The sequence below is a fragment of the Pseudomonas sp. LBUM1644 genome, from assembly GCF_059716195.1.
Map to the genome: position 1 here is coordinate 459026 of NZ_CP166812.1, position 24626 is coordinate 483651.

Here is a 24626-nt window from a genome sequence, read left to right on the forward strand (position 1 = left end):
GTTTTTTTTGGATGAGTGCTGAGTATTCCCTGTAGGAGCGAGCTTGCTCGCGATGATGTGTCAGCTAAATAGGTGCCGACTGACACACCTTCGCGAGCAAGCTCGCTCCTACAATTGGTTGATGGTGGTTTTGAAGGATATGTCTGTAGCCGAACGCATCGATTTTTGAAGGATGAATCTCTAAAAAAGTAGGGAAAATCTGTTTTTTCTGTCCCTCCCGCAACACCCGTTATTGCTCATGCAGAATCGCCCGCCTCCACTCTGCAGAGACACATCGGATGTTCGCTCCTGCTAATCAACCGCGCTTCACGTTGACCGTCGACGGCAACCAGCATGAGCTCAAGGTGCTTGAGTTCACGGGCAAGGAAGCCATCAGCCAGCCTTACCGCTTTGATCTGGAACTGGTCAGCGAACGACCGGATATCGACCTCGAAAGCCTGCTGCATCGTCAGGCGTTTCTGAGTTTCGATGCACAAGGTTCCGGCATTCACGGTCAGATTTACCGCGTGGGGCAAGGGGATTGCGATAAACGTCTGACGCGCTATCAGATCAGCCTTGTCCCGCGTTTGGCGTACCTCGCACAGCGCATCAATCAACGGATCTTCCAGCACAACAGTGTGCCGGTCATCATCGAGCAAATTCTCAAAAATCATGGCATCCAGAGAGACGCCTTCGATTTTCAGCTCGGCGGCGAGTACCCCGAACGCGAGTACTGCGTGCAATACGCGGAAAGTGATCTGGCGTTCATCCAGCGGCTGTGTGCCGAGATCGGCATTCACTACCATTTCCAACACAGCCCCGACGGTCATCTGTTGGTGTTTGGCGATGATCAGACGGCTTTCCCTCGCTTGCCGGAGCCAACGGTGTACCGGCCACAAACCGGAAAGGTCGCAGATACGCCGGCCATCAAACGTTTCAATGTACGCGTGGAAACCCGCACGACTGCCGTAACCCGTCGTGACTACGATTTCCACAAACCGCGCCTGCAACTTGAAAGCCGTAGCGATAACGAGCAGTTGCCGGTGCTGGAGGATTACCACTTTCCCGGCCAGTTCAGCGACCGCGAACACGGTAGGGATCTGGCTCAACGAGTGCTCGAGCGCCACAACGCCGACTACCGTCAGGCCAAGGGAGAAAGTGACGAATCGGCGTTGGTCAGTGGGCATTTCCTACGCCTTGCCGAGCACTCGCGTCAGGCGTGGAACGACCTGTGGCTGATCACCGAAATCAAACACCATGGCCGACAGCCGCAAGTGCTGGAGGAGTCAATCACTGACGACGGCCCGGATGATTTCCAGGGTTATCGCAATACGTTTCTGGCGACGCCGTGGGATGTTTTTTTTCGCCCGCCATTCATCGACAAACCTCGCATCGCTGGTTATCAAGCAGCCGTTGTGACTGGGCCGAGCGGCAGCGAAATCCACTGCGACGAGTACGGTCGGGTCAAGGTTCAGTTGTTGTGGGACAGGGTCGGCAAGTTTGACGAGCATTCCAGTTGCTGGCTGCGAGTAGCGACCGGCTGGGCTCGCGATGGCTATGGCAGTGTGCTGATACCACGTGTGGGCATGGAAGTGCTGGTGGGTTTCGTTGACGCCGATGCTGATAAGCCGCTGGTGATGGGGTGTGTGCCGAATGGCTCCAACTCGGCGGCCGTGAATCTGCCTGCAAACAAGACCAGCACTGTATTACGCAGCCAAAGCAGTCCGGCTTATCCAAATGGGGAAAAAGGCTACAACGAACTGCGTATCGAGGACCGTAGGGGGGCCGAGGAAATCTACCTGCGTGCCCAGCGCGATTTTACCCAGCACGTGCGGCAGGACTTGCATGCTCAGGTGGGCCGCCAGCGCAGTGCGGTCATTGGAAGCGTCGAGCAGCTTGGCTCAACCGACAATCTCCATGTCTTCGGTGATCGATACATCCGCGTCAACAGCCAGACCATGAACGCGAGCGGACAATTTCATGTGCGCGCCGGCCAGCAAGCCGTCATCGACGGCGGTGCCAGCGCCACGATCCAGGCAGGCGGGCACTGGATCAATATCGGCCCCGCCGGGATCTTCAGCAGCGTGCCGATCGAGCTCGGTGGTGCGCCGATTCCAACAATGAGCGCCCCCAACGCTCAACGAACACTTTCCGCCCTCAGCGTTGCACAGATCCTGAGCCTGAAAAGCGACGCGCCGTTCTGCGAAGAGTGTGAGCGCTGCAAAGGGGGTGTCTGTGCAGCCTGAGCATTTGTCCCCCCGCGCCTGGGTGGAGCGCCAACCGCTCGCGCCTTCCGAGCAGTTGTTCGTGGTATTCGGCAATGCCAGCGCCGCCGCACCCTTTCAAGCCTGGCAGGCATCCAGCCCGGAACATGCACCGAGCCCGATCTGGGCCGACACCGCTTATGCCGAGTGGGAACCGGTGATGCCCTATGTCGGAATTGTCGAGCCGGGCAGTCAGTTTTTGGAGTGGGTCGCCGCTACCGGCTCTAGCGACTGGGGATGGTTGGTCGTGTCTTCGGCCAGCCTTGAGGCGCTGGTCGAGCATTTCCGTAGCCTCACGCAGGTTGTTTTACCCAATGGCAGCGAGGTGTTTTTCCGCTTTTGGGACGGTCGTTATTTGCTGCCGATTCTTCAGTCTGCCGACGTTAACCCTGCTCAGCTAATGCCTGTGATCAGCCGCTGTTTGATCAACGGCCAGCCGCTCGTGATCGGTGGAACTGCGCTGAAAGTCTCCGAGGTTTCCCCATGGTGGAAAGTCTCCGGAGCATTGCTGCAAGCGCTCGCTGAACAGTCTGATACCACTCGAGTGAGTAACTTGCTGAAGTGGCTAAGTGAAGGTCGCCCTGATCTTTATGAGGCGTTTTCCGAAAGCGTTTTGCGGCACAAAATTGCGATTTTTCTTGAGTCGCCGGATCTGCCTCCAGCACCGAAATCGGCCTTGGTGGATTACCTGATGGCGGAGCTGGACTGATGGATCAGATCGCAAGGATTGAGCAGGAGCTCGATGGGTTTAAAGACACGCTGGATTTGTATCGCGAGCAACTTCGAGGCTTTTTAAGCCGGAATGCGGACAGGGTCAGTCGGGCCATGGACATGCCCTCGCTGTTAGGCATGGAACGGAAGATCAAACTGGGTGATAGCACCAAATTGGTGAGCAGTGGCGATGACGACTTTATCTCTACTGTTGCGCAGTGTCCCGGCAATGGGATTTTGGAGATCGAGAGCAAGTTCGAATCGGTTTATGACATTCCGTTGGGGAACATTCAGGTTGATGTGATCGCGGTTGAGGGCGGTGAAAGCACGCCGGTCACGCTCGATGAACAGGGAAAGGGGCGGTTCGAAGGTACCTCCGGCAAGTTCTACCGGGTACACGTCCACAGCGCGGTGACTGCGGATCAAATTAATGAGCTTTTCAAATCTTACGACGGGCTGAGCGAACAGCTCGAAGCCTGGTTGCGCAGTGAGTGGGAGGGATTCAAACCGCAGTGGTCGCAGTCGGCGTTTGCGGCCGCGGGTAATGGCCTGCTCGCAGGAAGTTGGGCGGCGATCATCGGTGCTTGGGACGGCCTAAGCCTCGTCTTTGACATCCTGAAAAACCCAGGTGCTCACCTTGACGAACTTGGCAGCAGTGCACAGCGACTTATTGAGCTGGCGGAGCAATCTCCTGCAGCGATGGAAAAAGCCATGCTGCTGGCCAGCGATGAAGCGGCGTTGTGCTTGCTGTTTCGTGCCGCCAGTCTCTGGCTTTCGGCATTACCGCCGAGCGCGATTGCAGGTAACTCGGCAACGGTGACCAGTCAAGTCATCGTCTCGGTGCTAATCGATATTCTGATTGCGTCGGCGCTGGCTTATTCGCGAGTTGGTATACCTGTCGCCAAAGCCTATTTGGCGGCTCGTGGACTCAAGTACGGAACGGTGCTGGCCGACCTCGCGATGCGTTTTGTCGAGGCGACTTTCAATATTCTCACCACCCTTACGAAGTACGTCGATCACTACAAAGGAGTTGCCGCACGCGGTGTCGCTGCCGGTCTGAAAAAAGGAGGGGTGCACTTGCGTTGGGACGCCAAGCGCAACACCACGCTCAAACAAACCGAACACCACGACAACGTCCCGGTTCAGGCGAAGAACCCCAACGGCGACAGCGCCGAGGCCGCCGATAAAACCGCCACCAACAAATGCCCGGTGTCGATGGTCACCGGCGAAGAACTGCTGACCCTCACCGACGCTGCGCTGGACGGGATTTTGCCGTTCGACTTCACCCGGCTCTATCGCACCAGCGCTGCCGAAATTGATAGCGGCCTCGGTTTCGGCTGGAGTCATTCGTTATCCCATCGACTGGACATCGACGGCGACACGGTCATCTGGATCGACCACGAAAACCGGCGCACCACCTTTCCGCTGCCGAGTGTGGGGCGCCCAGCGATCCACAACAGCCTGTCCCGTGCGGCGATTTTTTTTGGTGATGAACCCGAAGAACTGATCCTCGCTCAGGCCGGTGACGACACGCGGTTTTATCACTTCATCAATGGTCGACTGAGCGCGATCAGCGACGGTTATGACAACCGCCTGCGCGTCACTCACGACCGCCGCGACCGTATCCATCGCCTCGACAACGGCGCCGGCCGCGCTTTGTTGTTGCGTTATGACCGCGCGCATTTGGTCGCCGTCGACTACCAGCGTTTTGTCCCGGCCGACACGTTGGCCGAGGCTTGGATCACTGAACAGACGTTGGTCAGCTATCGCTACGACGAACGCAATCGACTGATCGAAGCCAGCAACGCCATTGGCGAAAGCGAACGCTACGACTACGACGACCAGCACGTCATCCTCCAGCGGCAACTGGCCGGTGGGGCGAGTTTCTTTTGGAAGTGGGAAAGGTCCGGCAAGGCTGCCAGATGCATCCATCACTGGGCGTCGTTCGCGCAGATGGACGCGCGGTATGTCTGGGACGACCAGGGCAGTGTCACTGTCCAGAACAGCGATGGCAGCGAAGAGGTTTATGTCCACGACGACCGCGCGCGGCTGGTGCGCAAGGTCGGGCTGGACGGCGGTGAGCAGCTCAAGGCTTACGACGACCAAGGTCGGTTGATTGCCGAGCAGAATCCGCTCGGCGCTGTTACGGAATATCACTACGACGAAGTCGGACGGCTGGTCGCGCTGATTCCGCCGGAAGACGAACCAACGGCCTACGAGTATCGCGACGGTTTCCTGCACGCGCGGTTTCGCGGCAAAGCCGTCTGGAAGTACCAGCGCAATGCTCAGGGCGACGTCACCGAAGCGACCGATCCTGACGGCCAGGTCACCCACTATGACTACGACGAAAAAGGGCGGCTGCTGTCGATCCGTTACCCGGATCTCAGCCGGCATGTCTTCGTCTGGAATGCGTTGGGGCAACTGGTCGAAGAGACCTTGCCTGATGGTGGACAGCGGCGGTTTTCCTACGACGCGTTGGGGCGGCGGATTACCGCTCAGGACGAATACGGCGCCGTCAGCCGTTATGACTGGGACGCCGTTGGCCGACTGATCCAGACCACGCTTCCCACGGGCGCCACGCGCGCTTTCAGCTACAACGCCTATGGAAAAATCACCGCCGAACGCGACGAACTCGGCCGTGTCACGCGCTACGAATACCTCGACGAGTTGCACCTGGTCAGCCGCCGCATCAATGCCGACGGGACCCAGCTGAAGTATCGCTACGACAACGCCCAGCTGTTACTCACGGAAATTGAAAACGAATCCGGCGGAAAATATCAGCTGGACTACACGCCCGGCGGATTGATCCGACAGGAAAGCGGCTTCGACGGCCAGCGCACGGCGTATGCCTACGACCTCAACGGAAATCTGCTGGAAAAAACCGAGTTCGGCGCTGACGGCTCGCAACTCGTTACCGCTTATGAACGAGACTCGGCCGGGCGCTTGCTGGTCAAGGCCCTGCCCGACGGCATCCAGGTTCAATACCGGTACGACAACCTCGGCCGACTCGTCAGCGTCGACGACGGCCATGATCATCCGCTGGAATTCGAATACGACGCTCAGGACCGACTGATCACCGAACACCAGGGCTGGGGCACGCTGCGTTATGCCTACGACGCCTGCGGCCAGCTCAACCGGATGCGCCTGCCCGACGGCAGTAAACTCGACTACCACCACGCCAAGGGCGGTGCGCTGACGGCCATCGACCTCAATGGTGCGCGTCTCACCACCCACCAATTCGCCTTCGGTCGCGAGCAGAAACGCCAACAGGGTCAGCTGCTCAGCGAATATGCCTACGACGATCAGGGGCGTTTGCACGCCCACGTTGTCAGCCAGCAGCAAAAAAACCTGTATCGCCGCGATTATGCCTACAGCGCCAACGGCAACCTCGACCACATTGCCGACACCCGCCACGGTCAACGCCACTACCAATACGACCCACTTAACCGCCTGATCCGCGTCCGTCACACCCGCGACGACCCTCCGGAAAGCTTCGCCCACGACCCCGCCGGCAACCTGCTGATGCAGGACCGCCCCGGCGCCGCGAAGGTTTTGGGTAATCGATTGTTGATGCAAGGCGATCGCCACTACGACTACGACACCTTCGGCAACCTTATCCGCGAACGCCGCGGCACCGCACAAAAACTCGTCACCGAATACGCCTACGACTGCCAGCACCGATTGGTCGGCATCACGCTGCCGGACGGAAGCGCCGCGAGTTATCGCTACGACGCCTTCGGCCGCCGCATCGCCAAAACCGTCGACGGTCAAACCACCACATTCTTCTGGCAGGGTGACCACCTCGTCGCGGAAAGCAGCAAGGCGCACTACTGCAGCTACGTCTACGAGCCGGGCAGCTTCCGCCCACTGGCCATGCTCGACGGCAAAGGTCCGCGCAAGGCGTGTCCGTTCTACTACCAACTCGACCACCTGGGGACGCCGCAGGAACTGACCGATTACGGCGGCGAAATCATCTGGTCGGCGAAGTACAACGCTTACGGCAAAGTCACGCATTTGGCGTTGGGCGGTGGCGAGCAACTCGACCAACCGCTGCGATTTCAGGGCCAGTACTTCGACGCCGAGAGCGGCCTGCACTACAACCGGCATCGGTACTATGATCCTGATGTTGGGCGGTACCTGACACCGGACCCGGTCAAGTTGGCGGGTGGGCTGAATTCGTATCAGTACACGCGGAATCCGACGGGGTGGGTTGATCCGTTGGGGTTGAGCGGGAATTGCCCTCCGCCGAATAAACCTGGGTGTGGGGCGCCAGATGATACGACTGGCGCTAGGGTTGATGAGGGAACGCCAACACTTCCAGAGCCCAGGGATAACTCAGCTCATAATGTGGCTCTTTTTGAGAGACAACGCGCGGGCTATGCAGCACAAGAAATAAATGCTGCTCAACCAATAGGAAGCGCTCTGAAAGAAGATCCAATGCACAGAGCCCCTAGCTACGTTGTTGATCAGATACCTGCTCAGGGGAGGGTCTTTTCATTAAAGGGCGGTGATGGATCAAATAATACGCTCACACAGTTGGTAGGGGTGGTGAATAATAAAAGTGGTATTTATGAATGGATTGTAAATTTAAAGCTAGAGTTAACTCATCAGAGATTTATTCCGGATGGAAAAGTAACTGGAACACCAAATCAGACTCCATCCAGGCTGCCTAAGTAGATGCTAATGAAAAAACTATTACTCGATGGCCAATACATACACAGCAAAACCCCGTGGCTAAACTGGGCTGAACTTCTCTATGGGTTCGAGCACGGATTTATAGATGAAAAAGGAGTTTCGGAATACGCATGCGAAGCCTTAACTACTGAATCCTCACAAGAAGCTATTGAGCTGGCCTCACTGCTACTTGAAGAAAAATATTTGGTAAGCAACCTACTTGAATCACTGGTAAACAAAGAGCCGTCACCCAAAACGGAAGAACCTGCAAAGCCTTGGATTTTTTTATTGCTCTCGTTTCTATTTGAGCATCAAGATGAGTATGAAGATCCACTAGGAATCGTGGGGGAGCTGTACGCATACTTCGATTATCCAGTAGAGATCTCCTCTATAATTAGGTATATGCCTCCTCCTGAAGGACTAGAAGGATCTGAAGGGCAACTATTTGAAAATTGGAAAGGGGTTATTCTCACCTACAAAGTTTTTTTTGATCAACAAAATAGATGCACCTAGCAACGATAAATATAGAAAATGTAAAAAATCTGTCCCGTTATTTCAGAGAGTGAGTTTAGGAAGTTAAAAAAATGATCGACTTATCGTTTGTTACAGGAAAAATTTCTCATGATGACCTCTCATCGCTGAGAAAAGAGGGATTGGCTGGCCAAATAGATATCCTCAAAGAGGATATGTTGCAAGTCGAGTATTCAGGCTCTCTGCTACTGGATATTGGTTGGTATCCATCATTTTATCTTGATGGTTGCTTTCAACTAAGAGTCATAAAAAATTACGATTGGGAAAAGCCGCTTTATTTATCAAAAGCTAAATCAGTCCCCTTGCTCCTAAAAAAATTGGCCGTTGCGCAAGATGAGATCGGGCGGATGGCTACAGAAATAAAATGATGTAATAACGAAAGGGATAGAATAAATTTTTGCTGTGACTGGCGTGCCGATTACGCTCGATACAATTAAAGGGCAACAAAGAGGGAAGATCTATTTTCAAACAATAAAATGGTCGGTTTATTTTGCTGGCAGCTTAAAAGTTGTTGTTGGTATTACGAGTGAAAAATAAGTCCGTCTCCCTTTTGATCCGTTGCCGAAGAAACAGAAATGGAAGTGACTGTAGATAAAGTAACTCTCGTCGGAAATGGGAGTTTTGTGGAATTCTCGACAGATTTTGGTTCTGCAATAGCTGTTTGGAATGCCATTTCACCGACGGAGGGAGCGATTCACGATGTCGAATTAGACGTACTGGAGCGGATTGTCTGGGGTGTGAATGCGCGATGCGCGTTGAAAAATGTGTGTTCGATTAAAGTAGAAAATGGCTCGATAAAACTGACTGGAATATTAATTTCTATAGATGCGGATGGTACTGCAGCTATCGATCTGGCCGGATCGGTGATACTTCTTGAAGTTGTTGGGTTTACTGGAGATGTCCCAGTGTTTCTAGATCTGGAAATTAAGAAGATTTCCTTATTCCCGACAGGTGTTTAATCCATTGACGAAGGCAACGAATTTCCGGGCAAAGTCGTCGGAAATTTCCTTCAAGTTGTAGCGGTTTCCATGAACTGGTGCGCATCGAGCCACATCGATAGTCTTGGGTGGTCACTGCAAATTCAGTGACAGGGTGTGGAAGCCCTTCTATCGTTAGGCGCGTCAAGCGCCACCAGTTCGGCGTTTTTTATCGTCTGTGTTTTATGGTGGCTGTGCGCGGGGCGCTTTCGAGTGCGCCGAGTGCCTAACGTCTCGGTCTTCCACACCTGCGTACAGCCGCCACCCATTGCGTGGAAGTGATTGCTGGCGGTCCAATTCATACGTTAGGAATCAAACTGATGACAACTCTTCACCCCGATCCACCCTACGAAAAACCAGCCCCTCCACCCAAAAGCCGTTTCATGGCACTCACCAGCAACTGCGACGACATGCCCACCTTGTTCGTCGATACCCTCGCACCCCTCGACGTTTTATACGATGCAGCTAGCTATCGAATCCGCGCCGTCACCCAGGTAATGGAAAACCTGTCGATGCGTGGCTCAATCGAATGTCAGTCTTTCATCCTCAGTGACTTTGCATTGCTCTGTGCCATTCCATTGCGGGATGGGTGTGATGTGCTGGATGTACTTGGGCGGCGGTTGAAAGCGCGGCCTTCGGAGTAGCGCCGGCGGCTTTCCCTAATGCCGTTTAGTTAAGCAATGTTGGCTGATTCGCACGTTTTGTAGCAGCTGGCGAAGCCTGCGTTCGGCTGCGCAGCAGTCGTAAACCCTGCCTGCACGGTGCACCTGAAACACCGCACGCTCTGAATTTACGACTGCTGCGCAGCCGAACGCAGGCTTCGCCAGCTGCTACAAATTTTGTGAGCCCTGTATTTTGGTGGTGTTACTGCTGCTCAAGAGCAAGATCAAAAGATCGCAGCCTTCGGCAGCTCCTACAGGGGGTGCGATTACCGAGTGAGTGGCCGCTCGGCTGTGAGGTCCTGACGTTCGCCGCCGTACAAGGTAAACTTCCCGGCCTTCGCAGGAGCAATCATGAATTATCGTCACGCCTTCCATGCCGGCAATCACGCCGATGTGTTCAAACACCTGACTTTGACCCGCCTCATCGCCTTGATGTCGCGCAAGGAGCAGCCGTTTGCCTATCTCGACACTCACGCCGGCATTGGTCTGTATGACCTGCAGGGTGATCAGGCGAGCCGTACCGGTGAGTACCTGGAAGGTATTGCGCGGTTGTGGGATCAGCCGGATCTGCCCGCGCTGACCGACGACTACATGAAAGTGCTGCACGACATGAACCCGGATGGCCAGTTGCGCTATTACCCGGGGTCGCCGGAACTGGCGCGGCGTCTGACGCGGCCGCAGGATCGGTTGATGCTAAACGAGAAGCACCCCGAAGACGGTGTGTTGCTTAAGGACAACATGGCGGGCGACCGCCGGGTGAAGGTGCATCTGGGTGAAGGCTGGCATGTGCCGCGTGCGATGTTGCCGGTGCAGGAGAAGCGGGCGGTGATGTTGATTGATCCGCCGTTTGAACAACTGGATGAGATGCAGCGCTGTGCGGCGTCGTTGAAAGAGGCGATTGGCCGGATGCGCCAAACCGTGGCGGCGATCTGGTACCCGGTGAAGGACCAGCGCCTGTTGCGGCGTTTTTATCAGGACTTAGCGGGTTCGGGTGCGCCGAAGTTATTGCGCGTGGAGTTGTTGGTGCATCCGTTGGATACGCCGAACAGCTTGAATGGGTCCGGGTTGGCGATTGCCAATCCGCCGTGGGGGCTGGAAGAGGAATTGCGTGAGTTGCTGCCGTGGTTGTCTCAGAAGCTTGGGCAGACCCAGGGTGGGTGGCAGATGGATTGGTTGATTGCCGAGTAAGTCAATCGTTAAGCAAGATCAAAAGATCGCAGCCTTCGGCAGCTCCTACAGGGTGTACGTCATCCCAATGTAGGAGCTGCCGTAGGCTGCGATCTTTTGCTTTACGAGGTCAGATCGGGCAAGTCACGCCAGTACCGCCAATCCCGCAGTACCCTTCAGGGTTTTTCGCCAGGTATTGCTGGTGATAGGCCTCGGCGAAGTAGACCGTCGGCGCTTCGTCTATTTCGGTAGTGATGGTGCCTTTGCCAGCCTTGGTCAGTTCAGCCTGGAACACTTGCTCGCTGTGCTTGGCGGCCGCCAGTTGAGTCGGGTTGGTGGCGTAGATTACCGAGCGGTACTGGGTGCCGATGTCGTTGCCCTGACGCATGCCCTGGGTCGGGTTGTGCAGTTCCCAGAACATCTTCAGCAGTTCCTCGTAGCTGACTTTTGCCGGCTCGTAGACCACCAGTACCACTTCGCTGTGGCCAGTCAGGCCAGAGCAGACTTCTTCATACGTCGGGTTCGGCGTGAAGCCGCCGGCGTAACCCACCACCGTGCTGACCACGCCTTCGCGCTGCCAGAATTTGCGTTCCGCGCCCCAGAAACAACCCAGGCCGAAGATCGCAAAATCTACGTCCATCGCGAACGGGCCCAGCAGCGGGGCGTCGTGGACGAAGTGTTTTTCCGGCAGGTTCATTGGGGTTTCACGGCCAGGCAGAGCTTGTTCTTTAGTCGGGAGCACGTTTTTGTTCACCAGAATTTCCGAGCGCAGAACCATCATCAGTCCTCTCAGTCAGGTTGGAATGTAAGTCGTCAGACCGCCAGTTTGCCCAATTATCCCTGTGGGGGCGAGCCTGCTCCCACAGGGATTTGCAGTGTGCCGTCAGGCGATCGGGCCGCGCGGGTAGCGTTTGAGCTTTTCGATCAGCTCAGAGCCTGGAATCGGTCGGTCAAACAGGTAGCCCTGGCCGACATCGCAACGGTGGCGGCGCAGGAAGGCCAGCTGTTCGGCGGTTTCGATGCCTTCAGCCACGACCTTGATTTTCAGGTTGTGGGCCATGGCGATCACCGCCGAGGTAATTTCCATGTCGTCCTGGTTGTCCGGGATTTCGTGGATGAAGCTGCGATCGATCTTGATGATGTCGATCGGGAATTTTTTCAAGTAGCTGAGCGACGAGTAACCGGTGCCGAAGTCGTCCATGGCCAGAGTCAGGCCGAGGCGCTTGAGCTGGTCGAGTTGCAAGTGAGTGTCTTCGGTCGCTTCCAGCAGCAAGCCTTCGGTCAGCTCCAGCTCCAGCAGGTTCGCCGGCAGCGCTTCTTCCTTGAGGATGTTGGCAATCGACGACACCAGGTCCGGGTCGGAGAACTGTTTGGGCGACAGGTTGATTGCCACCTGCAGATTGCCCAGGCCGGCGGCGGTCAGGTCTTTGCTCATGCGGCAAGCCTGGCGGGCGATCCATTTGCCAATCGGAATGATCAGGCCGGTTTCTTCGGCGACGCTGATGAACTGGTCTGGGCGGATCATGCCTTTTTCCGGATGGTTCCAGCGCAGCAGGGCTTCCATTCCCAACAAGCGACCGCTACGCAAGCAGAGCTTGGGTTGGTAGAACACGTCCAGCTCGTTCTGGGTCAGGGCGCGGCGCAGGTTGTTCTCGACGAACAGCTTGTAGCTGGCCTCGGCGTTCAGCGCTTCGGTGAACACCTGCACCTGGTGTTTGCCGTTGGCCTTGGCCTTGTGCAGCGCCAGGCCGGCGTTGCGCATCAGGGTTTGCGGATCGCGGCCATGCAGCGGCGCGCAGGCCAGGCCCACGGAGCCGGTGACGCTGATCAGTTGGTTGTCGACGAACATCGGCTTGTCGAGCGTCATCAGCAACTGGTTGGCGACTTGTTGGCCGGTGTGCAGGTCGGTGTTGTCCAGCAGCACCGCGAACTCGTTACTGGCGAAGCGCGCGAGGCTGCCACTCGGGATCAGGCTGTTGCGCAGGCGTCGGGCGAGGCTGATCAGCAGTTTATCGCCGGTCTGGTGGCCGAGGCTGTCGTTGATCCGCTTGAAGTTGTCGATGTCCACCAGCAGCAGGCTGATCGGCGTGTCGCTGTCTCGGGCGAAGCGTTCGTCGAGGTTGCGGATGAACGCCGGGCGATTGCCGAGGTTGGTCAGGTTGTCGGTGTAGGCCAGGCGCTCGATGCGTTGCTGGGCGAGCTTGGTCTGGGTGATGTCTTCGTAAATGCCGATGTAATGCGTCAGCTCACGGTTATCGCCATAGACCTTGGAAATCGACAACTGGCCCCAGTACGGTTCGAGGTTTTTGCGCCGGCTCTTGAATTCGCCCTGCCAGCTGTTGCTCTTGGCCAGTGCCGAGGGCGCGTCGAACAGCAGTTCGCTGAGGTTCTCCAGCGCCGGCAGTTCCGACAGGCGCTGGCCGTGGACTTCTTCGGTGGTGTACTGGGTAATCGCGGTGAAGCTGGGGTTGACGTACTCCACCACACCGTCGCAATTGACCAGCAAAAAGGCGTTGGCGCTTTGCTCGACCGCACGCTGGAACAGGTGCAGGGCGCTGGTGGCGGTGCGCCGGTTGTGGTTGTTGATCACTTGGGCGAACTGATCGGCCAACTCGCCGGCAAAGGCGATTTCGTCCGACTGCCAGGCGCGGGTCACGCCGGTCTGTTCCAGGCAGAGCACACCGACTACTTGGCCGTCGACGCGGATGCTGGCGTCGAGCATGGCGTTCACGTCACGCGGGCGCAGGCTCTCGGCCATTTCCCGGGTGCGCGGGTCGCGCATGGCGTTGTGGGCATCAATGGCGCGGCCGGTGTGCAAGGCGTCGAGGTAATCGGGGAAGCCGCTGACGTCGATCGGCTCCGGCAGCAGGTATTCCTGGCGGGTGCGGTGATAGGCCGAGATCGGCACCAGCAACGAGCCTTCGAGGTTCCACAGGCTGGCGCAGTCGATTTGGTAGATATCGCAGGCGCTGCGGGTGATCAGCTCGGCCGCTTCCAGCAGGGAATTGTTGCTGCTGTAGCGCTGGCGGGTCAGCAACAGGATCAGATCCTGCTGGGCGCGCACGCGCTCGAGGTGCAGAAGCTGTTCCTGCTGGGCGCGCTGATTGAGTTCCAGGGCGATTTGCAGGCGCGAATTCTGGGTTTCCAGGTCCTGGGTCGGCAGCAGTTGTCCACCGTCGAACAATCCGTCCACGACCATCAGATAGCCGCGCAACAGGTGCCGATTGTGTTGTCGGTAGGATTCGCCCAGTTCGAGCAGGTTCAGGGAGCCTTTGGCGGTATGCAGGGTGTAGCGGATCAGGTAATGCGGGCTGTTGCTGAGTTGTTGCTGAATCGCATCGTGCAGTTGATAGCGCGCTTCGGGCTCCATCAGGCTGGCGTAGGGCGAGTCGACCAGGGCACACAGCTCCACGGCGGGCAGACCAAACTCGCGCTCGCAGTTGGGATCGAGATACAGCAGCGCCCAGCTCGCCTCATTCAGCCGTTCGAAACGCAGCATGCCGAGCCGCGAGGGCACAGGCAACTGCGTCACTACCTCGGCCACCATACGGCTGGCGGCATCGGGTTGGCTTTTCATTAAGGGAAACTCGCTTCGAATATGCTGATCGCGCCGGGCTCTCGCCCTCTTTTCTGTTGTCTGCGGCAAGGTTGCATCATTGCGGCACCGACTGACAAGAGACATGAAGGCCAAGTGCTATAAGAATATGTCGGCAGGCGAAGCGATTTATTGAGTTAGCGGCTGAAAGTAGCGTTTTCGAGCAAAAAGATCGCAGCCTGCGGCAGCTCCTACAGGGTGTACGCCATTCCTTGTAGGAGCTGCCGCAGGCTGCGATCTTTTGATGTTCAACGCAACGGGATGCGGATTGCCTGCAACGGCTTGCCATCCCGGTCGTGATAGCTGACCTGAATGTGTTCACTATCCACAATCAAATGCGCGAAGTTGTCCTGGCTAATCACCTCGCTGGTCAGTTCATGCCGATAATCTCCGGCGCCAGTCCGGGCCAGGGGTTGATCGAGGATGAAGGTGGAGGCCTTGGCATAAGGGAGCAGTTTGCTGTTGCACAGCGGTGACGAGACGATGGTGTGAACCTCGAAGTCCGGGTCCGCGCTGTGGGTCAGCCGACTGCTCAGGGAACCGTGGACATCACCGGAAATGAAGACGACGTTCTTGATGCGGTGCGTACGAATCGTTTCCAGCAACCGTAGGCGTTGTTCCGGGAAGGCTTTCCAGGCGTCACCGCCCTGGCGTTTGCGGTCGGGGTAGAACATCACGCTGGTGACCACGAATTTTACCCGGGCCGGACTGTGGATCAGCCATTGGCACAGCGCTTGTTCCTGCTCCTCGTCGAGAATGCGTCGATCATCCGCGGAGAGATTGCGTCGGGTCCGGCTGTCGGTGATAAACCATTCGATATCACCCTCTGCGAATTGATACCAATACTGTTCGGCTTTTTTGCTTGTTTGCGCCTCGGCAAGTAACGCGTGAGCTGGGCAGTGGCTCGCTTGATAAATCTCATAGGCCGTCATCGCGTTTTCATATAAGTAGTCATCTTGTTTGCTTTTGTTGGCGGGCCAGTTGTCTTCGATTTCATGGTCGTCGAGGATCATGTAAGTCGGTACGCCTGACATCAACTTTCTAATATTGGGCTGGGAAAAAGCCGCCCGATACTTACTGAGTATTTCCTTGAGTTCGCGGTCAGGAGCAATGATGTGCAAGTCATCGACATAAACTTGATCGCCCGTCATCAACAGCGCGCTGACGGGAGGGTGAGCGGTCTGCGCCAGATCGGTGATCGAGGCGAAAATCCTGTCGCCCCAATGCGGGTCCGAAGGCTTGCCGCGCGTCATCCGCAGGTAACGGCATGACCCGACGATGTACGCACGTGGAGTCGTGGTTTTGCTGGAAGGCGTGCGTAGGTGGTAGATGTCTCGTGGCCATTGCAGCGGCAGTTCCTGTACCGTTTCCACGGTGTGCACGGGATTCATGGGGCTGAACCAGCCCGCCTGATATTCGTACTCGGTATCGGCGTCCAGGTCGTTGAGGGCAATGACCTCGGACATGTCACGCACGCGCGTCAATGTTGCAAAGATGCCTTTTGACCAGCGCTCGTCGCCTGTCCGTCTATAACGAATGCCGGCAAAGACTAACGCATTGTTCTGTAATTCCCCGCGCAAAAAAATACGCGCGTGGTTAGTTGTGGTGTGGCCGATAATTGGGCCGACAGTAGGTTTTAACATGTTCGAATCCATTCGAATTAAAGCTAAGTTAACAATCAATGTTGCCGAATCAAGCTTAGTTATTGATCCGTAAAAAATACCGGGCAGAAGCAGACTCGAGTTGTGGCCGATGTAAGCCACGACTGTAGGAAGTAATGCTGTTCACTTTGCAACTGCAAGATCAAAAGATCGCAGCCTGCGGCAGCTCCTACAGGGCAGTGCATACACCTGTAGGAGCTGCCGCAGGCTGCGATCTTTTGATCTTGAGGCACCGAACGAAAGGGGCCGAAGCGAATGGACTTTTTCCAAGGCAAAAAAAAGCCCCGCCAAATGGGCGGGGTTGAGGTACGAGCGTGGCGCTCGGAAAGCGTGGAACGCGAACGGCCCTCCCGTGAAGGAGGGCCGGCCGGTGTTACAGCAGGATGGTGCGGATGTCCGCCAGCAGATCGCTCAGACGCTTGGTGAAGCGTGCAGCAGCGGCGCCGTTGATCACACGGTGATCGTAGGACAGCGACAGCGGCAGCATCAGCTTCGGCTGGAAGGCTTTGCCGTCCCAGACTGGCTGGATGGTTGCCTTGGAAACACCGAGGATCGCCACTTCCGGCGCGTTGACGATCGGCGTGAAGCCGGTGCCGCCAATGTGGCCAAGGCTGGAAATGGTGAAGCAGGCGCCTTGCATGTCGTCAGCGGTGAGCTTTTTGTCGCGGGCTTTGGCGGCCAGCGCAGCCGCCTCAGCCGCGAGCTGCAGCAGGCTTTTCTGGTCGACGTTCTTGATGACCGGCACCAGCAGGCCTTCAGGCGTGTCGACGGCGAAGCCGATGTTCACGTACTTCTTGCGGATGATCGCCTTGCCGCTTGGTGCCAGCGAACTGTTGAAGTCCGGCAGTTCCTTGAGCAGGTGCGCGCAGGATTTGAGCAGCAGCGGCAGGATGGTCAGCTTGACGCCGGCCTTCTCTGCAACGGCCTTCTGGGCGATACGGAACGCTTCCAGCTCGGTGATATCAGCCGAATCGAACTGAGTCACGTGCGGAATGTTCAGCCAGCTGCGATGCAGGCTCGACGCGCCGATTTGCATCAGGCGAGTCATCGGCACTTCTTCGGTTTCACCGAAGCGGCTGAAGTCCACGACCGGAATCGGCGGGATACCCGCGCCACCGGTTGCGCCAGCAGCAGCGGCCGGTGCTTCCTTGGCCTTCTGCATCATGGCTTTGACGTAAACCTGCACGTCTTCTTTCAGGATGCGACCGTGCGGGCCACTGGCGCCGACGGCGCTCAGCTCGACGCCGAATTCACGAGCCAGTTGGCGAACAGCCGGGCCGGCGTGAACCTTGGCGCCAGGCTTGGCCGGGGCAGCAGCAGGAGCGGCAGTCGGTGCAGCCGCTTGAGCCGGTGCTGCGGCAGGAGCAGGAGCGCTCGAGGCGGCAGCGGCCGGAGCCGGGGCAGCAGCAGGCGCAGCGCCTTTGACTTTCAGTTTCAGGATCAGGTCGCCAGTACCGACTTCGTCATCGAGCTTGACGCAAATGCTTTCCACCACGCCAGCGGCAGGCGATGGGATTTCCATGCTCGCCTTGTCGGATTCCAGGGTGATCAGCGACTGGTCGGCTTCAACGGTATCGCCGGCCTTGACCAGGACTTCGATGATCTTGGCCTTGCCCGACGAACCGATGTCCGGGACGTGAATGTCCTGAACACTGTCGGCAGCAGGAGCAACCGGGGCCGCAGCGGCAGGTGCTGCAGCAGCGGCAGCAGGTGCAGCGGCTTGAGCTGGCGCGGCCGCAGCCGGTGCCGCAGCACCTGCCACTTCCAGGTCCAGAATCAGGTCGCCGGTGCCGACTTCGTCGTTGAGCTTGACGCTGATGGCCTTGACCACGCCAGCGGCGGGCGACGGGATTTCCATGCTCGCCTTGTCGGATTCCAGGGTGATCAGGGACTGATCAGCCTCGACGGTGTCGCCGACCTTGACCTGGATCTCAATGATCTGGGCCTTGCCCGACGAGCCGATGTCCGGCACGTGTACTTGCTGAACCGAAGCGGCAGCAGGCGCGGCAGCTGGGGCCGGAGCCGCGGCGGCAGGAGCAGCCGCCGGTTTGGCTTCAGCCTTGGCAGCCGGCGCAGCGGCAGCCGTAGCCGCAGGGGCCGCAGCAGCGGCACCTTCGACTTCCAGCTCGAGCAATTCGTCGCCTTCTTTCAGGCGATCGCCGAGCTTCACTTTGATCGCTTTGACGATGCCGGCCTTTGGCGCAGGAACTTCCATGCTCGCCTTGTCCGACTCCAGCGTCAGGATGCTCTGTTCGGCTTCGATACGGTCGCCGACCTTCACAAACAGTTCAATTACTTCACCTTCACCGCTGCCGATGTCAGGTACGCGAATGAGTTCGCTCACAGAATCTCTCCTCAGCAGTCCAGTGGGTTGCGTTTTTCCGGGTTGATACCGAACTTGGCGATGGCTTCAGAAACCACCTTGGGTTCGATGTCACCACGGTCAGCCAGTGCTTCCAGGGCTGCCAACACCACGAAATGACGGTCGACTTCGAAGAAGTGACGCAGCTTCTTGCGGCTGTCACTGCGGCCGAAACCGTCGGTGCCCAGGACTTTGAATTCCTTGGACGGGACCCACTGACGAATTTGCTCAGCGAACAGCTTCATGTAGTCGGTAGAGGCGATGACCGGACCTTTACGGCCGTTCAGGCACTCTTCGACGAAGCTCAGTTTAGGCTTCTGACCCGGGTGCAGACGGTTGCTGCGCTCGACGGCCAGGCCATCACGACGCAGTTCGTTGAAGCTGGTCACGCTCCAAACGTCAGCGCCGACGTTGAACTCTTCACGCAGGATCTTCGCCGCTTCACGGACTTCACGCAGGATGGTGCCGGAGCCCATCAGCTGAACGTGGTGCGCCGCTTCGCGGGTGTCTTCTTCGAGCAAGTACATGCCCTTGATGATGCCTTCCTCGACACCGGCCGGCATGGCTGGCTGCTGGTAAGACTCGTTCATCACGGTGATGTAGTAGAAAACGTCCTGCTGCTCTTCGGTCATCTTCTTCATGCCGTCCTGGATGATCACCGCCAGCTCGTAGCCGTAGGTTGGATCAAAGGTGCGGCAGTTCGGGATGGTCGATGCCAGCAGGTGGCTGTGACCGTCTTCGTGTTGCAGGCCTTCACCGTTCAAGGTGGTACGGCCGGCGGTGCCGCCGATCAGGAAGCCACGGGTACGGCTGTCGCCGGCAGCCCAGGCCAGGTCGCCGATACGCTGGAAGCCGAACATCGAGTAGAAGATGTAGAACGGCAGCATGGGCTGGTTGTGGCTGGAGTACGAAGTACCGGCAGCGATGAAGGAGCTCATGGCGCCCGCTTCGTTGATGCCTTCTTCGAGGATCTGGCCCTTTTTGTCTTCCTTGTAGAACATCACCTGGTCTTTATCGACCGGATCGTAGAGCTGGCCGACGGACGAGTAGATGCCCAACTGACGGAACATCCCTTCCATACCAAAGGTACGGGCTTCGTCCGGGATGATCGGGACGATGCGCGGGCCGATTTCCTTGTCCTTGACCAGTTGCGCCAGGATGCGCACGAAAGCCATGGTGGTGGAAATTTCACGGTCGCCCGAGCCATCAAGAATGGCCTTGAGGGTGTCCAGTGACGGGGTCGGCACGCTGAAACTTTGCGCGCGGCGCTGTGGCACGAAACCGCCCAGTGCAGTGCGACGTTCGCTCAGGTAGCGGGCTTCGGCGCTGTTCGGCTCTGGCTTGAAGAACGGCAGGTTCTCCAGCTCTTCGTCCTTGACCGGAATGTCGAAGCGATCGCGGAACAGCTTCAGGCTTTCAACATCAACTTTCTTGGTGTTGTGCGCAGTGTTCTTCGCTTCGCCGGCACCGGTGCCATAACCCTTGATGGTCTTGGCCAGGATGACGGTTGGTTGTTCTTTGTGGTTGACCGCTTCGTGGTACGCCGCGTAGACCTTGTACGGGTCGTGGCCGCCACGGTTGAGTTTCCAGATCTCGTCGTCGGACAGATCGGCAACCATCGCCTTGAGTTCTGGCGTGTTGAAGAAATGTTCACGCACAAACGCGCCGTCTTTGGCTTTGTAGTTCTGGTACTCGCCGTCGATGACAGCGTCCATGCGACGTTGCAGGATACCGTCGACGTCCTTGGCCAGCAGTGGGTCCCAGAAACGGCCCCAGATGACTTTGGTCACGTTCCACTGAGCACCGCGGAACACGCCTTCGAGTTCCTGGATGATCTTGCCGTTGCCGCGAACCGGGCCGTCGAGGCGCTGCAGGTTGCAGTTGATGACAAAGATCAGGTTGTCGAGCTTCTCGCGGCCAGCCAGCGAGATCGCGCCCAGGGATTCCGGCTCGTCGCACTCGCCGTCGCCCAGGAAGCACCAGACTTTTTGTTTGCCTTCAGGAATGAAGCCACGGGCTTCCAGGTACTTCATGAAGCGCGCCTGGTAGATCGCCTGGATCGGGCCCAGACCCATGGATACCGTCGGGAACTGCCAGAAGTCAGGCATCAGCCAAGGGTGCGGATAGGACGACAAACCCTGGCCGTCGACTTCCTGGCGGAAGTTGTTCATCTGGTCTTCGGTGATGCGGCCTTCCATGAACGCACGGGCGTAGACGCCTGGCGAGGTGTGGCCCTGGAAGTAGATCAGGTCGCCGCCGTGTTCGTCGGTCGGGGCCTGGAAGAAGTAGTTGAAGCCGATGTCATACAGGGTGGCGCTGGAGGCGAAGCTGGAGATGTGACCGCCCAGGTCAGAATCTTTCAGGTTCGTACGCATCACCATGGCCATCGCGTTCCAGCGTACCAACGAGCGAATGCGGCGTTCCATGAACAGGTCGCCAGGCATGCGTGCTTCGTGGGTAACGGGGATGGTGTTGCGGTAAGGCGTGGTGATTGCGTAAGGCAATTGCGAACCGCTGCGGGTTGCGAGTTCGCCCATACGGGTCATGAGATAGTGAGCGCGGTCTTCGCCTTCTTTGTCGAGAACCGATTCCAGGGCGTCCAGCCATTCCTGGGTTTCGACGGGATCGAGGTCTTGCATGGCTTGCTCCAGGGCGGAAAGGCTTCCAGAATCGGTTGCCTGAGTTTGCGACTGGCCTTGTGGGCAGACGATATAAATTCTTGGATTGCCGAGAGGTTGTTCCGGCGGCGTGTAGTTTTACTACAAATCATCGGGCATTTCAGCCTTTCGAATGTATAGACGAGTAGTAAAACTACAGATGAGCGGCTTGTGGCCTCCGGCTGCGTTGTGAGAATAATCGTTAAGGTTGGTCTTTTGCCAACCAGAAAAGGTGAAAGCTTGATGCTGGCTGCCAAAATAAAAGAAATTTCAGCTATTTCTAACCTTTGTTCGACAGTCGGTCACGTAGTGCATTCTCAGAATTCACTACATGCAGCCCCATCCACGCCGATCAAGGATAGACCATGAGCCTCCCTTCGCTTGCCGAACTGCCCGGCATTCTCCTGCCGTTTGTCACCCGCGCCGAGCAGTCGTTCCGTGCGGCCGTCGCCGGGCTGGACGTCGATCATGGATTGTCGGCCTGGACACCGGAGCGCTGGGCACAATTCGCCCGCGTCACCGCCGCCAGCGACTTCGTGATTGAACAGAGTGTGCGTGACCCGTTGATGTTGCTGGCGCTGGAACAGTCCGGCGAGCTGGACCGTGGTTTTACCCCTGGCGAGTTGTGCGGGCAGATCGCGGCGGCGGTGAATGCGGCTGAAACCGAAGATGAACTCGGTCGTGCCTTGCGCCGCCAGCGGACTCGCCATCAAGTGCGGATCATCTGGCGCGACCTGACCCGTCAGGCCGATCTGGTCCAGACCTGCCGCGGCCTCTCGGACATGGCCGATGCCAGCATCGATCAGGCCTATCAGTGGTTGTACTCGCGCCATTGCCAGCAATTTGGCGTACCCACCGGCCGGCGCAGTGGCGAGCCGCAGCAGATGGTCATCCTCGGCATGGGCAAGCTCGGCGCGGTGGAGTTGAACCTGTCGTCCGACATCGACCTGATCTTCGCCTACCCCGAGGGCGGCGAAACCGTCGGCGTGAAACGCTCGCTGGATAACCAGGAATTTTTCATTCGCCTCGGCCAGCGCCTGATCAAGGCACTGGACCCGATGACGGTCGACGGCTTCGTGTTCCGCGTCGACATGCGCTTGCGGCCCTACGGGTCGGCCGGCGCGCTGGTGCTGAGCTTCAATGCGCTTGAACAGTATTACCAGGACCAGGGCCGCGACTGGGAACGCTACGCGATGATCAAGTCGCGGGTGGTGGCCGGCGATCAAGTGGCCGGCGCGCAATTGCAGGAAATGCTGCGCCCGTTCGTTTACCGGCGTTATCTGGACTTCTCGGCCATCGAAGCGCTGCGCACCATGAAGCAGCTGATCCAGCAGGAAGTCCGGCGCAAAGGCATGGCCGACAACATCAAGCTCGGGTCTGGTGGCATCCGTGAAGTGGAGTTTATCGCCCAGGCGTTCCAGCTGATCCACGGTGGTCGCGACCTGAGTTTGCAGCAACGCCCTCTATTAAAAGTACTGAGTACCCTGGAGGGTCAGGGTTACCTGCCGCCGGCGGTAATCAGCGAGTTGCGCGAAGGCTACGAATTCCTGCGCTACACCGAACATGCGATCCAGGCGATTGCCGACCGTCAGACCCAGATGCTGCCGGACGGCGCCCAGGATCAGGCGCGCATTGCCTTTATGCTGGGCTTCGACGATTGGCAGGCGTTCCATGAGCAGCTCATGTATTGGCGTGGTCGCGTGGCCTGGCACTTCGGTCAGGTGATTGCCGATCCCGATGAAGAAGAAGGTGCCGAAAGCGAAGTGGTGGTCGGTGGCGAATGGCTGCCGTTGTGGGAAGAGGCCCAGGATGAAGACGCCGCTTGCCGCCAGTTGGAGGAGGGCGGTTTCACCGATGCCGGCAAAGCGCTGAAAGCCTTGGCGAGCCTGCGCAGCAGTCCGCAGTTGCGCGCCATGCAACGTCTGGGGCGCGAGCGTCTCGATGCGTTTATTCCGCGGTTGCTGGCCCAGGCCGTGGAGCACGCCAATCCCGATCTGGTGCTGGAGCGAGTGCTGCCATTAGTTGAGGCGGTGGCGCGGCGTTCCGCGTATCTGGTGTTGTTGACCGAGAACCCCGGTGCGCTACGACGTTTGCTGACCTTGTGCGCGGCGAGCCCGTGGATCGCTGAGCAAATCACTCGCTTTCCGCTGCTGCTTGACGAATTGCTCAACGAAGGCCGGCTATTCAAGCCGCCCTTGGCGCCGGAGTTGGCTGCCGAGTTGCGCGAGCGTCTGACGCGGATTCCCGAGGATGATCTGGAGCAGCAAATGGAAGCCCTGCGCCATTTCAAACTGGCGCACCGCTTGCGGGTTGCCGCTTCGGAAATCGCCGGCAGCCTGCCGTTGATGAAGGTCAGCGATTACCTGACCTGGCTGGCCGAAGCGATCCTCGAGCAAGTGCTGGCCCTGGCCTGGCGCCAGACGGTGGCCAAATACGGCACGCCGCTGCGTACCGACGGAACCTTGTGCGATCCCGGCTTCATCATTGTCGGTTACGGCAAAGTCGGTGGCCTGGAACTCGGGCATGGTTCAGACCTGGATCTGGTGTTCATTCACGATGGCGACCCGCAGGCGGAAACCGACGGGCCGAAACCGATCGATGGCGCGCAATTCTTCACCCGTCTCGGGCAGCGCATCATCCACTTGCTGACCGCGCAGACCAACTCCGGCCAGTTGTATGAAGTGGACATGCGCCTGCGACCGTCCGGTGCGTCGGGCTTGTTGGTGAGTTCGCTCGGGGCGTTCGCCCGTTATCAGGAAAACGAAGCCTGGACCTGGGAGCATCAGGCGCTGGTGCGGGCGCGGGTGCTGGTAGGCAGTCAGGGCGTTGGTCAGGCATTCGAGAAGGTGCGCGCGGCGATTCTGGGCAAACACCGGGACCTGCCGACCCTGCGCCAGGAAGTCAGCGAGATGCGCGCCAAGATGCGCGATAATCTGGGCAGCAAGAGCACCGCGGCCGGCACCGGAGTCAATGCCTTCGAGGCCACGGTGCCGTTCGATCTCAAGCAGGACGCCGGAGGTATCGTCGATATTGAATTTATGGTGCAATACGCGGCCTTGGCGTGGTCCGAAACACACCCGCCATTGCTGCGCTGGACTGACAACATCCGCATTCTGGAAGAGCTGGAACACGAAGGGCTGATGCCTGCCGAAGACGCCAGCCTGTTGCGCGAGGCCTATAAAGCCTACCGCTCCGCTGCTCACCGGCAAGCCTTGCAGAAGGACGCCGGGGTGATACCGGGTGATCAGTTCGCAGACGAACGGCGGCAGGTATTGCGGATCTGGCGCGAACTGGGGCTGTAGGAGCGAGCTTGCTCCGGGCGGCGTTCCGACGAAGGTCGTCAATGATAACTCGGCTAGTCTGATACCCCGCGGTGTTCTCAGGTT

General features: G+C 58.0%; 14 protein-coding genes. 9 read left to right on the forward strand and 5 right to left on the reverse strand.

Annotated features, from left to right (window positions below):
* Nucleotides 1-278 precede the first annotated feature (278 nt).
* The 8 genes from ACA052_RS02130 to ACA052_RS02165 all read left to right on the forward strand — a co-directional run bounded on the left by ACA052_RS02130 (nucleotide 279) and on the right by ACA052_RS02165 (nucleotide 10986).
* Nucleotides 279-2225, forward strand: coding sequence for a type VI secretion system Vgr family protein (locus ACA052_RS02130; protein ID WP_497648186.1), 1947 nt, complete (start codon nucleotides 279-281; stop codon nucleotides 2223-2225).
* Complete coding sequence (locus ACA052_RS02135; RefSeq protein WP_497648187.1) at nucleotides 2215-2952, forward strand: DUF4123 domain-containing protein; 738 nt, start codon at nucleotides 2215-2217, stop codon at nucleotides 2950-2952. The genes ACA052_RS02130 and ACA052_RS02135 overlap by 11 nt, the downstream gene beginning before the upstream one ends.
* Nucleotides 2952-7631, forward strand: coding sequence for an RHS repeat-associated core domain-containing protein (locus tag ACA052_RS02140; RefSeq protein ID WP_497648188.1), 4680 nt, complete (start codon nucleotides 2952-2954; stop codon nucleotides 7629-7631). The genes ACA052_RS02135 and ACA052_RS02140 overlap by 1 nt, the downstream gene beginning before the upstream one ends.
* A 6-nt stretch (nucleotides 7632-7637) precedes the next feature.
* Nucleotides 7638-8141: a DUF2247 family protein gene (locus ACA052_RS02145; protein ID WP_497648189.1), complete on the forward strand. Its 504-nt coding sequence runs from the start codon at nucleotides 7638-7640 to the stop codon at nucleotides 8139-8141.
* A gap of 71 nt (nucleotides 8142-8212) precedes the next feature.
* Nucleotides 8213-8527 carry a hypothetical protein gene (locus tag ACA052_RS02150; RefSeq protein ID WP_497648190.1) on the forward strand — a complete coding sequence of 105 codons (315 nt, stop codon included), beginning with the start codon at nucleotides 8213-8215 and terminating at the stop codon, nucleotides 8525-8527.
* Between the two features lie 207 nt (nucleotides 8528-8734).
* Nucleotides 8735-9118 carry a hypothetical protein gene (locus tag ACA052_RS02155; protein WP_497648191.1) on the forward strand — a complete coding sequence of 128 codons (384 nt, stop codon included), beginning with the start codon at nucleotides 8735-8737 and terminating at the stop codon, nucleotides 9116-9118.
* Nucleotides 9119-9456: 338 nt separating this feature from the next.
* Nucleotides 9457-9780: a hypothetical protein gene (locus ACA052_RS02160; RefSeq protein ID WP_497648192.1), complete on the forward strand. Its 324-nt coding sequence runs from the start codon at nucleotides 9457-9459 to the stop codon at nucleotides 9778-9780.
* 369 nt (nucleotides 9781-10149) lie between these two features.
* A complete protein-coding gene (locus tag ACA052_RS02165; RefSeq protein ID WP_497648193.1) occupies nucleotides 10150-10986 on the forward strand; it encodes a 23S rRNA (adenine(2030)-N(6))-methyltransferase RlmJ in 837 nt (278 codons plus the stop codon).
* A 109-nt stretch (nucleotides 10987-11095) separates the two neighbouring features.
* Here the strand turns inward: ACA052_RS02165 and msrA are convergent, their stop codons facing one another.
* The 5 genes from msrA to aceE form a co-directional block, all read right to left on the reverse strand.
* Complete coding sequence (gene msrA, locus ACA052_RS02170) at nucleotides 11096-11743, reverse strand: peptide-methionine (S)-S-oxide reductase MsrA (RefSeq protein WP_134419969.1); 648 nt, start codon at nucleotides 11741-11743, stop codon at nucleotides 11096-11098.
* Nucleotides 11744-11848: 105 nt separating this feature from the next.
* Nucleotides 11849-14542 carry a sensor domain-containing phosphodiesterase gene (locus ACA052_RS02175; RefSeq protein ID WP_497648194.1) on the reverse strand — a complete coding sequence of 898 codons (2694 nt, stop codon included), beginning with the start codon at nucleotides 14540-14542 and terminating at the stop codon, nucleotides 11849-11851.
* Between the two features lie 266 nt (nucleotides 14543-14808).
* A complete protein-coding gene (locus ACA052_RS02180) occupies nucleotides 14809-16203 on the reverse strand; it encodes an alkaline phosphatase D family protein (protein WP_497648195.1) in 1395 nt (464 codons plus the stop codon).
* A 391-nt stretch (nucleotides 16204-16594) separates the two neighbouring features.
* Nucleotides 16595-18565 (reverse strand): dihydrolipoyllysine-residue acetyltransferase, encoded by a 1971-nt coding sequence (aceF, locus tag ACA052_RS02185; protein WP_497648196.1) that lies wholly within the window; start codon nucleotides 18563-18565, stop codon nucleotides 16595-16597.
* A gap of 11 nt (nucleotides 18566-18576) precedes the next feature.
* Nucleotides 18577-21222 (reverse strand): pyruvate dehydrogenase (acetyl-transferring), homodimeric type, encoded by a 2646-nt coding sequence (gene aceE, locus ACA052_RS02190; protein ID WP_497648197.1) that lies wholly within the window; start codon nucleotides 21220-21222, stop codon nucleotides 18577-18579.
* A gap of 383 nt (nucleotides 21223-21605) precedes the next feature.
* Between aceE and glnE the strand changes: the two genes are divergently transcribed.
* On the forward strand, nucleotides 21606-24542 hold the full coding sequence (gene glnE / locus ACA052_RS02195; RefSeq protein ID WP_497648198.1) for a bifunctional [glutamate--ammonia ligase]-adenylyl-L-tyrosine phosphorylase/[glutamate--ammonia-ligase] adenylyltransferase: 2937 nt from the start codon (nucleotides 21606-21608) through the stop codon (nucleotides 24540-24542).
* Nucleotides 24543-24626: the final 84 nt, after the last annotated feature.